The sequence below is a fragment of the Streptomyces sp. LX-29 genome (genome assembly GCF_029541745.1).
Classification (GTDB): Bacteria; Actinomycetota; Actinomycetes; order Streptomycetales; family Streptomycetaceae; genus Streptomyces.
Window position 1 is genome coordinate 1,947,169 of the sequence record NZ_CP089746.1, and the last position, 14,940, is coordinate 1,962,108.

At 73.4% G+C, this 14,940-nt stretch carries 11 protein-coding genes; 3 read left to right on the forward strand and 8 right to left on the reverse strand.

Annotation, left to right across the window (positions count from 1 at the left end; translation table 11 throughout):
• Nucleotides 1–106 precede the first annotated feature (106 nt).
• Nucleotides 107–1,285 (forward strand): hypothetical protein, encoded by a 1,179-nt coding sequence (locus LRS74_RS08315; protein WP_277740403.1) that lies wholly within the window; start codon nucleotides 107–109, stop codon nucleotides 1,283–1,285.
• A gap of 129 nt (nucleotides 1,286–1,414) precedes the next feature.
• On the opposite strand, the gene hflX is transcribed toward LRS74_RS08315, so the two are convergent.
• From hflX to miaA, 6 genes are all read right to left on the reverse strand, one after another.
• The gene (hflX, locus tag LRS74_RS08320) at nucleotides 1,415–2,917 is read right to left on the reverse strand and encodes a GTPase HflX (protein WP_277740404.1); all 1,503 of its coding nucleotides are present in this window, start codon (nucleotides 2,915–2,917) and stop codon (nucleotides 1,415–1,417) included.
• A 189-nt stretch (nucleotides 2,918–3,106) separates the two neighbouring features.
• A complete protein-coding gene (locus LRS74_RS08325) occupies nucleotides 3,107–4,771 on the reverse strand; it encodes a M1 family metallopeptidase (RefSeq protein ID WP_277740405.1) in 1,665 nt (554 codons plus the stop codon).
• Between the two features lie 83 nt (nucleotides 4,772–4,854).
• Nucleotides 4,855–7,146, reverse strand: coding sequence for an HD domain-containing protein (locus LRS74_RS08330; RefSeq protein WP_277740406.1), 2,292 nt, complete (start codon nucleotides 7,144–7,146; stop codon nucleotides 4,855–4,857).
• A 128-nt stretch (nucleotides 7,147–7,274) separates the two neighbouring features.
• Complete coding sequence (gene dapF, locus LRS74_RS08335) at nucleotides 7,275–8,147, reverse strand: diaminopimelate epimerase (protein ID WP_277740407.1); 873 nt, start codon at nucleotides 8,145–8,147, stop codon at nucleotides 7,275–7,277.
• 757 nt (nucleotides 8,148–8,904) lie between these two features.
• Nucleotides 8,905–9,501, reverse strand: a complete 597-nt coding sequence (locus tag LRS74_RS08340; RefSeq protein WP_277744655.1) for a hypothetical protein — start codon at nucleotides 9,499–9,501, stop codon at nucleotides 8,905–8,907.
• 174 nt (nucleotides 9,502–9,675) lie between these two features.
• Nucleotides 9,676–10,614 carry a tRNA (adenosine(37)-N6)-dimethylallyltransferase MiaA gene (gene miaA / locus LRS74_RS08345; RefSeq protein ID WP_277740408.1) on the reverse strand — a complete coding sequence of 313 codons (939 nt, stop codon included), beginning with the start codon at nucleotides 10,612–10,614 and terminating at the stop codon, nucleotides 9,676–9,678.
• Nucleotides 10,615–10,796: 182 nt separating this feature from the next.
• On the opposite strand from miaA, the gene LRS74_RS08350 reads away from it, so the two are divergent.
• The gene (locus tag LRS74_RS08350; RefSeq protein WP_277740409.1) at nucleotides 10,797–11,117 is read left to right on the forward strand and encodes a hypothetical protein; all 321 of its coding nucleotides are present in this window, start codon (nucleotides 10,797–10,799) and stop codon (nucleotides 11,115–11,117) included.
• A gap of 24 nt (nucleotides 11,118–11,141) precedes the next feature.
• Nucleotides 11,142–11,414, forward strand: coding sequence for an antitoxin (locus LRS74_RS08355; RefSeq protein ID WP_277740410.1), 273 nt, complete (start codon nucleotides 11,142–11,144; stop codon nucleotides 11,412–11,414).
• A 531-nt stretch (nucleotides 11,415–11,945) separates the two neighbouring features.
• On the opposite strand, the gene LRS74_RS08360 is transcribed toward LRS74_RS08355, so the two are convergent.
• The gene (locus LRS74_RS08360; protein ID WP_277740411.1) at nucleotides 11,946–12,656 is read right to left on the reverse strand and encodes a class III extradiol dioxygenase subunit B-like domain-containing protein; all 711 of its coding nucleotides are present in this window, start codon (nucleotides 12,654–12,656) and stop codon (nucleotides 11,946–11,948) included.
• 544 nt (nucleotides 12,657–13,200) lie between these two features.
• Nucleotides 13,201–14,691 (reverse strand): tRNA (N6-isopentenyl adenosine(37)-C2)-methylthiotransferase MiaB, encoded by a 1,491-nt coding sequence (miaB, locus tag LRS74_RS08365; RefSeq protein ID WP_277740412.1) that lies wholly within the window; start codon nucleotides 14,689–14,691, stop codon nucleotides 13,201–13,203.
• Between the last annotated feature and the right edge of the window lie 249 nt (nucleotides 14,692–14,940).

A 14,940-nucleotide genomic window follows, 5' to 3' on the forward strand; every position in this document is an offset into this window, starting at 1 on the left:
GGTCCACAGCTGACGCGGCCCCACCCGAGGGGATCCGGATCGTTCTTCCGGATCGAAGCACTCCGAGCCCAGGACGTCTCAGAACATCTCAGGGGGAGTTCCACCCATGCCATCCATACGCCGTTCCGCGCTGGCTGCGGCCGCCATGGCCGCCGCACTGGCGCTGACCGCCACCGCGTGCGGCCCGGACGACGGCGGGGACGCCGGTCAGTCCAGCGCTCCCAGCCAGGGGTCGCAGGACATCGCCCTGCCCGATGACCTCAACATCGGGGACAAGCTGAAGGACCTGGGCATCGATCTCGACGAGTGGAAGAACGGCGCCTGGAACAAGTGGGACAAGGACGACTGGCTGCGTGAGGCCGGGGAGTTCATCAACCCCATCATCGAAGACCTCTGGAAGCCGGACCGGATGAAGGAGGCTCAGCAGCCCGACAAGCCGGTCGACGAGGAGGACATCGACGGCGACCAGGGCGTCACCGACCCGGAGCCGACTCCGGTGACCGCCAAGCAGGTGTCCGCGCCGTTCAGCACCAAGGTGCCGGAGGCGGGCAAGGTCTTCTTCGACGGCCCCGAGGGCTCCATGGTCTGCTCGGCGACCGTGGTGAAGGACCCGGCGCACCCCGGCAAGTCCAACCTGGTGTGGACCGCCGGCCACTGTGTCCACGCGGGTCAGGGCGGCGGCTGGTACAAGAACCTCGCCTTCGTCCCCTCGTACAACGACGCCGGCAAGTCGGCGGCCCAGCTGGAGAACGCGACCCGCGAGGAGCTCGCGCCCAAGGGCGTCTGGTGGGCCGACTGGGCCCAGACCTCCTCGCAGTGGATCGACAGCGGCGCGCAGGTCGGCGGCAAGGGCGCGCCCTACGACTTCGCGGTGCTGCACGTGAAGCCGGAGGCGGGCGCGGGCGGCAAGTCGCTGGAGGAGACGGTCGGCGGAGCGCTGCCCGTCGAGTTCAACGCCCCGGCGGTCAAGTCGATCGACAGCATCACGGGCACCGGCTACCCGGCCGCGCCGCCGTTCGACGGCCAGAAGATGTTCCAGTGCGCGGACAAGCCGGGTCGCCTCTCGCTGCAGGCCGCGCAGCCGACGATGTACCGCATCGGCTGCACCATGACCGCGGGTTCCTCCGGCGGCGGCTGGGTCGCCACCGGCTCCGACGGCAAGCCCGCGCTGGTCTCCAACACCTCCATCGGCCCGTCCAACGCCACCTGGCTGGCCGGTCCGCACCTGGGTCCGGAGGCCAAGGGCGTCTACAACGCGGTGAGCAAGAAGTTCGCGGGCCAGTAGGTCCGCCGGGTGTGGGCGGCGCCGAGCGCGCCGCCCACACGGGCGAGGGCCCGCCCCCGTTCGCGGGGGCGGGCCCTCGTCGTATGACCGCGTGCCGCCGGGCACGCGAGGCGCGCGGACGCGCGCCGGCTATGCGGACGACGCGGACGCCGGGACGTACGGCTGGAGCTCGGCCGCCAGCTCCTCGTGCACCCGTGCCTTGAGCAGCGTGCCCTCGGAGGTGTGCTCCTCGGAGAGGACCTCACCCTCGGCGTGGGCGCGCGAGATCAGGGCCCCGTGCGTGTACGGAACCAGCGCCTCGATGGCGACCTCGGGCCGCGGCAGCTCCGCGTCGAGGAGTGCGAGCAGCTCCTCGATGCCCTGGCCGGTACGGGCGGAGACCGCGATGGAGCGCTTCTCGACCCGCATGAGGCGCTGCAGCACCAGCGGATCGGCCGCGTCCGCCTTGTTGATCACCACGATCTCGGGCACCTCGACGGCGCCCACGTCGCGGATCACCTCGCGCACGGCGGCCAGCTGCTCCTCCGGCGTCGGGTGCGAGCCGTCCACCACATGGAGGATCAGATCGGCGTCGCCGACCTCCTCCATGGTGGAGCGGAACGCCTCGACGAGGTGGTGCGGCAGATGGCGCACGAATCCGACGGTGTCCGCCAGCGTGTACAGCCGCCCGCTGGGGGTCTCGGCCCGGCGCACGGTCGGGTCGAGGGTGGCGAACAGCGCGTTCTCCACCAGGACGCCCGCGCCGGTCAGCCGGTTGAGCAGCGAGGACTTGCCCGCGTTGGTGTAGCCGGCGATGGCGACCGAGGGCACCTTGTTGCGCTTGCGCTCCTGCCGCTTGATGTCGCGGCCGGTCTTCATATCCGCGATCTCCCGGCGCATCTTCGCCATCTTCTCGCGGATGCGCCGACGGTCGGTCTCGATCTTGGTCTCACCGGGACCACGGGTGGCCATGCCGCCGCCCGAGGAGCCGGAGCCACCGCCACCCATCTGTCGGGACAGGGACTGACCCCAACCGCGCAGCCGCGGCAGCATGTACTGCATCTGCGCGAGCGAGACCTGGGCCTTACCCTCTCGGGACTTGGCGTGCTGGGCGAAGATGTCGAGGATCAGGGCGGTCCGGTCGACCACCTTCACCTTGACGACGTCCTCGAGGTGGATCAGCTGGCCGGGGCTGAGCTCACCGTCGCAGACCACGGTGTCGGCCCCGGACTCCAGCACGATGTCCCGCAGCTCCTGGGCCTTGCCGGAGCCGATGTAGGTGGCCGGGTCCGGCTTGTCGCGACGCTGGGTGACGCCGTCGAGCACGAGGGCGCCCGCGGTCTCCGCGAGCGCGGCCAGCTCGGCCAGCGAGTTCTCCGCGTCCTGGACGGTGCCCGAGGTCCAGACGCCGACCAGCACCACGCGCTCCAGGCGCAGCTGCCGGTACTCGACCTCGGTGATGTCCTCGAGCTCGGTGGAAAGACCCGCGACGCGCCGCAGCGCCGCACGGTCGGAGCGGTCGTGCTGATCGCCGTCGCGCTCCCCGTCGAGCTCATGACTCCAGGCGACGTCCTCTTCCATCAGGGCGTCGGCCCGAAGGCTCTCGGCGAGGCGGAGGCGCTGCCGGTCCTGCGGAAGGGAAGAGAAGGTCAATGCGATCCTTACGTCGTTGGTCGATGTCACTGTCCACAACGATCGGCACGGCCAGAGCATTCCCCGGCGTCGGCCGCGTCGTCGACCCCTTGATGGTCGCACGACCGCCACGGTGGGTCACTCGGGTTTTCCTCCGAGTCTCGCCCCCGGCACCGGCTTCCTCCCGCCGTCCCGGTCCCTCCCGGCGACTCACCCGGCGGGCCGCGCCTGCTTCCCCGGCGCCTTGGCGGTCTGCTGGGCGGAGTGCGGGGGATGCGCGGCGTGCGCGGCCTGGGCCGGGGACTGCTTGGTCGGCGGCTGCTTGGCGGCGGTCGTGGCCGTCGCCTTCCAGTCCGCGTGGCCGGGCATCGGCGGCGTCTTCTTGTCGTACAGCCAGGAGTGCAGGAACGCCGTGAGATCGCGGCCGGCGATGTCCGAGGCGAGGCCGACGAAGTCCTCGGTGGAGGCCACGCCGTCCCGGTTACGGCTCACCCACTCCCGCTCGAGCCGCTCGAAGGGCTCCTTGCCCATCTCCTGGCGAAGCGCGTAGAGGATCAGCGCGCTGCCGTCGTAGACAGCGGGCCGGAAGATGCCGATGGGCTGGCCCGGCTTGGAGGGCTCGGGGTCCGCCGGCGGCCCGCCCTGGGCGCGCCAGGCGTCGGACATCCCGTACGCCCACTTCATCCGCTTGTCCAGGGGCATCTCTCCGTGCTGGTCGCCGTAGAGCGCCTCGTACCAGGTGGCGTGCCCCTCGTTGAGCCACAGGTCGGACCAGGCGCGCGGGCTGACGCTGTTGCCGAACCACTGGTGCGCCAGCTCGTGCACCATGATCGACTCCACGTACCAGGCGGGGAGCCGGCTGCCGAGGAACAGATCCTGTTCGAACAGGGAGAGCGTCTGCGTCTCCAGCTCGAAGCCGGTCGTCGCGTCGGCGATCAGCACGCCGTACGTCTCGAACGGGTACCGGCCGACCCGCTCCTCCATCCACTCCAGCTGTCCCGGCGTCTTGGCGAGCCACTTCGCCAGCCGCTGGCGCTCCCCCGTGGGCACCACGTCCCGCACCGGCAGCCCTCCGGGGCCGCGCCGGCGCACGATGGTGGAGCGGCCGATGGCGACCTGCGCGAGCTCGGTGGCCATCGGGTGCCGGCTGCGGTACTCCCAGGTCGTCTCGGGCCCGTCGTGGGTGTGCCCGCGCGGGAGGCCGTTGGCCACCACCGTGAGGTCCTTGGGCGCGGTGACCCGGAAGGTGAAGCGGGCCTTGTCCGAGGGATGGTCGTTGCAGGGGAAGACGCGGTGGGCGGCGTTGGCCTGGTTGGCCATGACCAACCCGTCGCTGGTCTTGATCCAGCCGCCCTTGCCCTGCCCGCGCGGGTCGCTGGTGTGGTGGACGGTCACCTGGAAGTAGCCGCGCTCGGGGACCATGATCTGCGGCGCGATCACCAGGTCCTCTTCGGCGGTGGCGAACCGCGCGGCGCGACCGTTCACCTCGACGGACCGTACGGTGCCGTTGGTGAAGTCGAGGTTGAAGCTCTCCAGGGTGTCGGTCGCGTAGGCGGAGATGGTGGTCACGGCGTCCAGCGGCTTGTCGTTGCCGTGGTACTCGAAGGTCACGTCGTACGAGGTGACGTCGTAGCCGGGGTTCCCGAGGTGCGGGAAGAGCCGGTCCCCGATGCCCATCGGGGCGACGGGGGCCGAAGGGCCGTCTCCGGGGCCGTCCAGCGGGCCGACGGGCGAGCCCGCGGCGACCGAGGGCACGGCCGCGGCGAGTGCGGCCAGCGCGGCGGCCACCAGCGTGGCCCTGCGCCGGGTGGCCCTCCGGCGGGCGGAACGGGCGGTACGGGTACCCGGTACAGAGCGGGCGGAAGTGTGCGGCATGCGCTACGGCTACCAGGGCGGGCGGAGCGCCATGCGGAAACGCGGGGGGAGTGCACCCGTTCGGGGGCAGCAGACGAGGGCGGTCAGGCGCCGGTGGCCGCCGTCGTCTCGCGGCCCGTGCGGGTGACGTCGTACACGCCCGGCACCCGCCGCATCGCGCGCATCAGCACCGGCAGCCGCCCCGCGTCGGACAGCTGAAGGGTGTAGGTGTGCCGCACCCGCTGCTCGCGCGGGGGCTCGACGGCGGCGGAGACGACGGCCACGCCTTCGGCGGCGATGGCCTCGGTGAGGTCCGCCAACAGATGCGGCCGGCTGAACGCCTCCGCGTACAGGGTGACCCGGTAGTCGGCGACCGCTCCGCCCGGTGCGCCGTCGTCCTGCCAGCGCACCCCGACCGGGGCGCGGCCGCTCGCCACCATCCGGGCCACCGCCGGACACTCCTGGCGGTGCACGGTGACCACCCCGCCGCGCACCGGAAACCCGGTGACCGCGTCCGGCGGCACGGGCGTGCAACAGCCCGCCAGCCGCACGGCGGCCCCGGGCGGGTCGGTGACGACGCCCACGCCCCTGCGGCCCTCTCCGGGGCGCCAGGGGGCGGCCGGGCGGCCCTGGGTCGGGGCGGCGGCCGCGGGCCCCTCCGGGCGCGGCGGATGGGCCGCCAGCCAGCGGGTGATGGCGATGCGGGCGGCCGGGGTCCGGGCGTGGTCCAGCCACTCCGGCGGGGGGCCGTCGGGCGTCGGGCCGTCCTCCGGCGCCGGAACCTCCGCCACCGGGCTCTGCGCCGCCGCGCCGGGGGCCATCAGGAGCTGGAGCGTGTCGCCGTCGCGCAGCACGGTGCCCAGGCCGACCAGCCGCCCGTTGACGCGTGCACCGATGCAGCCGTGGGCGGCTTCGCCGTGCCGCGCGTAGGCGGCGTCCACGCAGCTCGCCCCGGCGGGCAGCCCCAGCGTGCCGCCGTCCGCGCGGAAGACGGTGATCTCCCGGTCCTGGGCCAGGTCGTCGCGGAGCGAGCTCCAGAAGGTGTCCGGGTCGGGGGTGGCGCGCTGCCACTCCAGCAGTCGCGAGAGCCAGCCGGGGCGGGTGGGGTCGGCACGTTCCCCCTCGGGGGCGACCGAGCTGTCGAGGACCCCGGAGTCCCCGGCGTCTCCGGGCCTTCCGGCCGCCGCGACGTCTCCGGCGGCCTCGGGGGTGGTCTCGGACGGGGCGGGCTCTGACGGGGCGTACGGATTGCCGAGGGCGACCACCCCGGCCTCGGCGACCCGGTGCATCTGGTGGGTGCGGATGAGCACTTCGGCCACCCGACCTTCACCGTCGGCCACGGCGGTGTGCAGCGACTGGTAGAGGTTGAACTTCGGAACGGCGATGAAGTCCTTGAACTCCGAGATGACGGGCGTGAAGCAGGTGTGCAGCTCGCCCAGGACGGCATAGCAGTCCGCGTCCTCCGCGACCAGGACCAGCAGCCGCGCGAGGTCGAAACCGGTCAGCTCACCCCGTTTACACCGCACCCGGTGCACCGAGACGAAGTGCCGTGGCCGCACCAGGACTTCGGCGGCGATGCCCGCATCGTGCAGCACGGTCCGCACGCCCTCGGCGACATGGGCGAGCGGGTCGGGACGACCGGCGTGCTCCAGCAGCAGATCGCGGGTCCGCTCGTACTCCTCGGGGTGCAGGATGGCGAAGACCAGGTCCTCGAGCTCGGTCTTGAGCGCCTGCACGCCGAGCCGCTCGGCGAGCGGGATGAGCACGTCGCGCGTGACCTTGGCGATGCGCACCTGCTTCTCGGGCCGCATCACGCCCAGGGTGCGCATGTTGTGCAGCCGGTCGGCGAGCTTGATCGACATCACGCGGACGTCGTTGCCGGTGGCGACGAGCATCTTGCGGAAGGTCTCGGGCTCGGCCGCCGCCCCGTAGTCGACCTTCTCCAACTTGGTCACGCCGTCGACGAGATAGCGCACCTCCTCGCCGAACTGCCGTCCCACCTGATCGAGCGTCACATCCGTGTCCTCGACGGTGTCGTGCAACAGCGACGCGGTCAACGTCGTCGTCTCGGCGCCCAGTTCGGCCAGGATCAGCGTGACGGCGAGCGGATGGGTGATGTACGGCTCGCCGCTCTTGCGCATCTGACCGCGGTGCGAGGACTCGGCCAGCACATACGCCTGGCGCAGTACGTCGAGGTCGGCGCCGGGGTGATGGGCCCGATGCACCTTGGCGATGTGCTCGATCGCGTCGGGCAGCCGGTCCCGGCCGGCCGGGCTCAGCAGGGAGGCGGGGCCGAGCAGCGCGCTCCTGCCGAATCTGCGCAGATTCCGCAGGTCGAGGCGGGGGAGGCCGCGCCTCCGGCCGAGGGCGGCCTGGTCCGTGGCCTCTGCGCTCATGGGCACCTCCGGCGGGTCGACCGGCGTGGGCTCACCCCCGGGGCCGGTGCTTGATGCTATCGAGCCCACCACGCACGGCCGACCGGCTCTCGCCGAGAGTGAAACGGATCACCCATTCGAGCGAAGTGTCAGGCGACGGCCGTGTCCCACCAGGAGGAGTCGATCGTGCCCTCGGCCACGATCACCGCGGGCCCCGTCATCTCCACGGTGCCGTCCGGCAGCTCGCTGATCACCAGCCTGCCGCCCAGGACGTCCACGGTGTACGTGGCGGGGGCGCCGGTGACCGCCGGGTCCACGCCGTCGCGACGCGCGGCCGCGACGGCCACGGCGCAGGCACCGGTGCCGCAGGAACGGGTCTCGCCCGCGCCGCGCTCGTGGACGCGCATGGCGAGGTGGCCGGGGCCCCGGTCCACGGCGAACTCGATGTTCACGCCGTCCGGGTAGACGGAGGCGGGCGCGTACGAGGGCGCCGACTTCAGGTCGCCCGCGTGGTCGAGGTCCTCGACGAACGCGACGGCGTGCGGGTTGCCCATGTTCACGTTGCGGGCGGGCCAGTCGCGCTCACCGATCGTCACCGTGGCCTGCTCCGCCGGCAGTTGGGCGCGCCCCATGGAGACGGTGATGTCGCCGTCCTTGGCGATGTGCGCCCGCTTCACACCCGAGCGGGTGGCGATCGGGACGTCGCCCAGCGGCACGAGTCCCGCGTGGTGCAGATAGCGGGCGAACACCCGGACGCCGTTGCCGCACATCTCGACGACGGAGCCGTCGGCGTTGCGGTAGTCCATGAACCACTCGGCCTCGTCCGCCATCGCCCGCGCCTCGGGGTGCGCGGCGGAGCGCACGACCCGCAGCAGGCCGTCGCCGCCGATGCCCGCGCGGCGGTCACACAGCCGTGCGACCTCGGCCGCGGACAGCTCCAGCGCACCGTCCGCGTCGGGCACGATCACGAAGTCGTTCTCGGTGCCGTGACCCTTGAGGAAGGAGAGGGTTCGTGTGTTCACCCTTCGAATCTTACGGGGCGCCCGGCGTGGACCCGAAGGGCGGGAGCGGGCGCCGGCGCCGCGCGCGGACGGGCACCGTGCGGTGGGCTCGGGCGCGGCGGGCGAGTGCCGTGAGCTGGGCGGGTGCCGTGAGCTGGGCGGGTGCGCGACCGGCGGGAGCCGCGCGCGGCGCCGTGCAGGACCCACTCCAGCGTGTGAGGGGCGGGGACCGCGAGGGAACGCCACGCGCTCTCCACGCCCTCTCCATGCCCTACGCGGAATCCTGGCACTGCGCCGAGGCCCCGCCCCGCGGGAGACGGCCCCAGGTCGTCAGGGACCGGCCGCGCCGGAAACCGCGCACCGCGCGGGGCGCCGCCCATCCCGCGGGGCACCGACTGTCGCGCGAGGCGGCCGCCGCTCCTCGCGCGGGGCGGCCACTGCTCCTCGCACGGGGCGCGCCCGAGACGATCCGTACCGTCGCAGAGGGCGCGCACCGCCGGAGACCCTTCGCATCGGTGGGCCAGGCACCGCACCGCGGCGGAAACGCGCACCGCGGGGGCGCGCCTTCAGGCGCGGTCCGCGCGGGCCGGCCGTGGCCGGTGCGGGACGGGCGGCACCGCGCGGGCCGGCAAGTGGCCGGCGCAGGCGATGCAGGCAGGGGCTACGCGCGAGGAGGAGCGTCGTTCAGCGCAGGCGATATAGGCAAGGGCTACGCGCGGGAAGAGCGTCATTCAGCGCAGGCGATACAGGCAGGCGCTACGCGCGGGAAGAGCGTCGTTCAGCGCAGGCGGGCGACGCGCCAGATAGCCAGCGCGGCCATCAGGGCGACGATCGCCATGTACAGCAGTACGAAGCGCCAGTCGGGGCGGCGCCCGGAGCCGCGCGGCGGCAGTCCCGGCCAGGTGTAGCCGACGCGCCGGGCGGCCGTCAGCCCCCAGCCGGCCGCGCAGCAGCTGAGGAGCAGCCCGAGCATGGCCACCACGGCCCCGCCGTCGCCGACCTCGAAGGCCAGCGGGAAGGCGAACATCAGCGAACCGAGGATGGCCAGGCCGACGATGGGCGCGATCTGCCAGATGCGGAACCGGCGCGGTGGACGCAGGTCCCGGAAGGACTCGCCAGGGCCGGGCGGGCCGTCCGCCGCCTCCACGGACTCGGAGACCACCAGGGCCTCCGCCTCCGGGACGTCCAGATCGACGGCGTCGGCCAGGGTCTCCGAGTCGGCCAACGCCTCCGAGTCGGCCGGCGCGTCCGGGCCGGCGAGCGGGTCCACGTCGGCCAGGACATCCACGATGCCGAGGCCGTCGGGGTCCGCCCCCACCTGACCCGGCTCGGCACCGATGCCGTCACCATGAGCGTCGGGGGGCGCCGCGGGCATCGGAGTCAGCAGCTCCGATTCTCCCTGCGGCGGCTGCTGCGAGGTGTCCCGAGGGCCGGCCTCCATCGCCACACGCCCTCCAAACTCCAGATACCACGGCACGATCGAAGCTCGATGATGGCACGGGCACGGGGGCGGTATTGACACACGGGGCGTCCCGATGCCATCACGTGATCAGGCTGTGACCGCCCGTTCGACCAACGCCAGCGCGTGCGCCGTCAGTTCCCCCCTGCGGTCCGCCGCGCCGCTGAGCCAGTGCACCCGCGGGTCGCGGCGGAACCAGGAGTCCTGGCGCCGCGCGAAGCGCTTGGTGGCGCGCACGGTCTCGGCCCGCGCCTCGTCCTCGGTGCACTCCCCGGCCAGCGCGGCGAGCACCTGTTGGTAACCCAGCGCGCGGGAGGCGGTGCGGCCGGAGCGCAGCCCGGCCTCCTCCAGTCGCCGCACCTCGTCCACGAGGCCGGCCTCCCACATGCGGTCCACGCGCCGCGCGATCCGCTCGTCGAGCTCGGGCCGCTCGACGTCGACGCCGATCTGGACCGTCTCGTAGACCGACTCATGGCCCGGCAGATTGGCCGTGAAGGGGCGACCGGTGATCTCGATGACCTCCAGGGCGCGCACCACGCGACGGCCGTTGCTGGGCAGGATGGCGCGGCCCGCCTCCGGGTCGGCCGCGGCCAGCCGGGCGTGCAGCACGCCGGGGCCGTGCTCCTCCAGCTCCGCCTCCAGCCTCGCCCGCACGGCGGGGTCCGTGCCGGGGAACTCCAGGGCGTCGATGGCGCCGCGCACGTACAGGCCGGAGCCGCCGACCAGGATCGGGGTGCGGCCCTCGGCGAGCAGCCGGTCGATCTCCGCGCGCGCCAGGCGTTGGTACTCCGCGACGCTCGCCGTCACGGTGACGTCCCAGATGTCGAGCAGCCGGTGCGGCACACCCTGCTGCTCCTCCGCCGTCAGCTTGGCGGTGCCGATGTCCATGCCGCGATAGAGCTGCATGGAGTCGGCGTTGATGACCTCGCCACCCAGGTGATGGGCCAAGGCGACGCCCAGGTCGGACTTGCCGGCCGCGGTGGGTCCGACGACGGCGATGACTCGCGGAGGAGGAACTGCGCTGTTCACGGGCACCAGTCTCGCAAACCTCCGGGCGTGGACTCGAACGGGCGACGTGACGGGACGCCACCGGCGTCGTTGCCCGATGCGAGGTTCCGAGGGCCGGTTCACGGACCGGGTCCGCGAGCGGCGCAATGGGACGCTCCGGGCGGCACGGAATTTCGCCCACACGAGTAAGGTATGGAGTAGATATGGGCGTTTTTGCAAGGCTTCGCGGTCGTAAGTCCAAGGCGTCAAGTGAGGAGGCCACCCCGGCCGCCCTGACGGAGGAACCGACGACCAAGGGTGCTGACGAGGGCACCCCGGAGGCCGCCCAGGACGCCAAGGAGACCGAGGAGGCACCGTCGGCCCAGGAGTCGAAGGAGCCGGAGGCGCCCGCCGAGGAGTCCGAGGCCGAGCGGAAGGACGAGCGGAAGGCTGAGGCGGCGGGCTCCGACGGCGTGGAGATTCCGAAGCAGCAGTCCGCTGAGGAGGCGGCCGACAGCGAGGCCGGCGAAGGCGCCCGGAAGTAGTTCTGTGACGAGGGAAGGTGGCTCATGGGCCTGCTGAACACACTCAAGGCCAAGGCCGGTGTCATGAAGGGCAAGGCCGGGGATTTCATGCAGCAGCACGAGCCCCAGATCGAGCGCGGTCTGGACAAGGCCGCGAAGGCGGTCGACTCCAAGACCAAGGGCAAGTACAGCGGCAAGATCGAGACCGGCACGGACAAGGCCAAGGGAGCCCTTGGCCGCCTCTCCCACAAGGACACGGGCACGGGTGAGGACGCGGGTGCCGGTCCCGGCACCGGCGCCCCCACCAGCGGCACCTGACCCCCGCCGGCGGACGGCCGCGGGTCCCGCCCCGCGGCCGTCCCCCTGCCCGGGTCGGTTGACGTCCTTGCGCTTCGGTACGCGTCGGTTGACGTCCTTGACGGATACGCCGGTACGCCGCCGCACGCCCCAACGCGCCACACGGCGCGGCTCCGTACCCCGCCCCGCGCCACTCCGGCCGTCCCCTCCCGGCGACGGCACAGCCTCCTCACGCCGGCCCCGCAGCGCGCACGCACGGCGCGCCCCCGCGCCTCTTCGCCCGGCGGCCTCGCCCCATGGCGGGCCACGCGGCGCCACCGCCGGCACGGCCCAGAGGCACGCTCCCCCGCCGCGCGCCTCGTGAACGACCAGCGGCGCGTACGCCGACCCCTCCGGCCCAGGCTGCGGCCCGCACCAGATCGCACGCGCCCGCGCGGGACGTCCTCGCCCGCGCTAGGTGCGGTCCGTACGGCTCGTCTCAGCGACGGCCAGGGCGCTGCGGCGCAGGAAACGTGCGAGCGCGGCCCGCGCGCCAGGGGCGGTGTGGGGGCGTCAGGACCAGGCGGCGACGAAGTACCCCACGCCGTAGGGCGCGTCGTCGTACAGGAGTCGGCCGTCGAGGCCGGCGTCTTCGGCCGCGCCGGCGAGCACCTGCCAGGGGGCCCGGCCCGCGGCCTGCAGCTCGGCCGCCAGTGCCGAGTCGAGCGCGGCGAGGGCGGTGGTGTCGGCCGCGCCGAGCGCCCGCGCGGCCTCGGCGTCGAAGCCGGCCGCGCGTTCATCCAGATAGCCCGGCGCCTTGAGGGTGCGGCAGGCGCTTCCATCACCCATGACCAGCATGGCGACCCGGTCGCCGGCCGCGGCCAGCTCGCGCCCGGTCCGGGCGCACCGCTCGGCGTCCAGGGACTCGGCGACGCCGAGGCCCTCCAGCGGGGCCGCGGCCCACTCCGTGCGCTCCAGCAGCCACGCGGCGACCGCCAGCGACGGAGGCAGCTCGGGCGCGGCCGCCGGCTCACCCGCGCCCAGCCGAACGGTCATCTCGACTCCGTAGCCGTGGAAGGAGCCGGGTGCCCCCTGCGGGTACGGTCCGCGAACGCTCTCGCCCGCGGGGCCGATCACCACCAGCCGGTCCGGCCGGGAGGCGGCGAGCACGCCCACGGCGTCCTTGCAGGCCGCGCGGAGCGCGTCCAGCTCGGCTGCGGCCCCGGCGGCGACCTCCGGTACCAAAAGGGGCGGACAGGGGCAGACGGCGGCGGCTACGAGCATGATCGGCACCCTAGCAAGGCGAAGCGTCCCCATCGGGCGGGAACCTGCCGCGGCGAGACCGGCCCCGGCGGCAACCTGCGCCGGCGGGAACGGGCGCCGCGCGGCCCGCCACGGCTCACGTCCGCCGGGCGCGTGTGTCGTCGGCCCGCGTCTGCCCGCGTCTGCCCGGCCACGGAGGAGACGGCCCGAAGAAGACAGGCTGGTCGGGTCGATCACCTGGTGGCCTCGTCTCTCCGCCGGCGCCCGCCGTACGGGCGTGGGTCGTCGTTCGCGGGGCCGGGCCCTCGCGCGGCGATGGTGTCCCGGGCCGCCGCTGCCGCGCGGGGTTCTCCCGCCGCCCGCAGGGTGCCGGTGCGGGGCGTGGCCGCCGCCGGGGCCGTAGACGCCAGAGACGCCCGCGCAGAGAGCCCGCTCGGACAGCCCGCGCCCGCGCAAGCAACCCAGGCAAGCAACCGTGCAAACAACCCGCGTAAACAGCCCGCGGCCGGGCGCACCCCTCAGGGGCGCCCGGCCGCGGGGATGCGGTGCCGGCGGGAGGGCGGCGTCAGTCGCAGCCGCAGCCCGCCGCCGGAGCGGGGGCGGGGGCCGGGGCGCCGATGGTCGGCAGGCCCAGCATCACGCCCGCGGGCTTGGCCTGCGCGGCCGCGTTACGGCGCTCCCAGGCGTCGCCCGCCGGGGTGCGGCGGACGCCGAGCGCCGGCCCCTCGGCGAGGAGGTGGTGCGGGGCCGCGTAGGTGATGTCGACAGTGACGACGTCACCGGGCCGCACCGGCTCCTCGGGCCGTGTGAAGTGCACCAGCCGGTTGTCGGCGGCACGGCCGGAGAGCCGCCGGGTGGCGTCGTCCTTGCGGCCCTCGCCCTCGGCGACCAGCACCTCCAGGGTGCGGCCGACCTGCTTCTTGTTCTCCTCCCAGGAGATCTCCTCCTGGAGGGCGACCAGCCGCTCGTAGCGCTCCTGGACGACGGCCTTGGGGATCTGCCCGTCCATCTCGGCGGCGGGGGTGCCCGGCCGCTTGGAGTACTGGAAGGTGAACGCCTGCGCGAAGCGCGCCTCGCGCACCACGTGCAGCGTCTGCTCGAAGTCCTCGTCGGTCTCGCCGGGGAAGCCCACGATGATGTCGGTGGAGATGGCGGCGTCGGGCATGGCCGCGCGCACCTTCTCGATGATCCCCAGGAAGCGCTCCTGCCGGTAGGAGCGGCGCATCGCCTTCAGCACGGTGTCCGAGCCGGACTGCAGCGGCATGTGCAGCTGCGGCATCACGTTCGGCGTCTCGGCCATGGCGGCGATGACGTCGTCGGTGAAGTCGCGCGGGTGCGGGGAGGTGAAGCGGACCCGCTCCAGCCCCTCGATCTTCCCGCAGGCGCGCAGCAGCTTGCTGAACGCCTCGCGGTCGCCGATGTCCGAGCCGTACGCGTTGACGTTCTGGCCGAGCAGGGTGATCTCGACGACGCCCTCGGCGACCAGCGCCTCCACCTCGGCCAGGATGTCGCCGGGGCGGCGGTCCTTCTCCTTCCCGCGCAGCGCGGGGACGATGCAGAACGTGCAGGTGTTGTTGCATCCGACGGAAATGGAGACCCACGCGGCGTACGCCGACTCACGGCGGGTCGGCAGCGTGGACGGGAACGCCTCGAGGGACTCGGCGATCTCGACCTGCGCCTCCTCCTGGACGCGGGCGCGCTCCAGCAGCACCGGCAGGCTGCCGATGTTGTGCGTGCCGAAGACGACGTCCACCCAGGGCGCCTTCTTCACGATGGTGTCGCGGTCCTTCTGGGCCAGACAGCCGCCGACCGCGATCTGCATGCCGGGGCGCTTGGCCTTGGCCGGCGCGAGCCGGCCGAGGTTGCCGTAGAGCCGGTTGTCGGCGTTCTCCCGCACCGCGCAGGTGTTGAAGACGACGACGTCGGCGTCCCCCTCGGCGGTGCCCTCCGGGGCCCGGACGTAGCCGGCTTCCTCCAGCAGGCCGGACAGCCGCTCGGAGTCGTGGACGTTCATCTGGCACCCGTAGGTGCGCACCTCGTAAGTCTTCGCACTCATCTCAGTCCACCAGGGTACGTGCTCGCGTCCCGACCCCGCCCCTCCGTTTGTCGCGAGCTGATCCGCCGGGCCCCGGGCCCCCGTCGGCCCTCTCGACCGGCCGCTCCCCCGGCCACGCCGCTCACCGGCCCTTTCGTCGGTGAGCGCGACGATCGCGCCGCCTCCGGTCGCCCCTCGGGGGAGACCTGTCGCCGTACATGTCACAGCGGACGCCCCTCCCCTAATCCGTGCCCGGCTGGCAGGATCCTG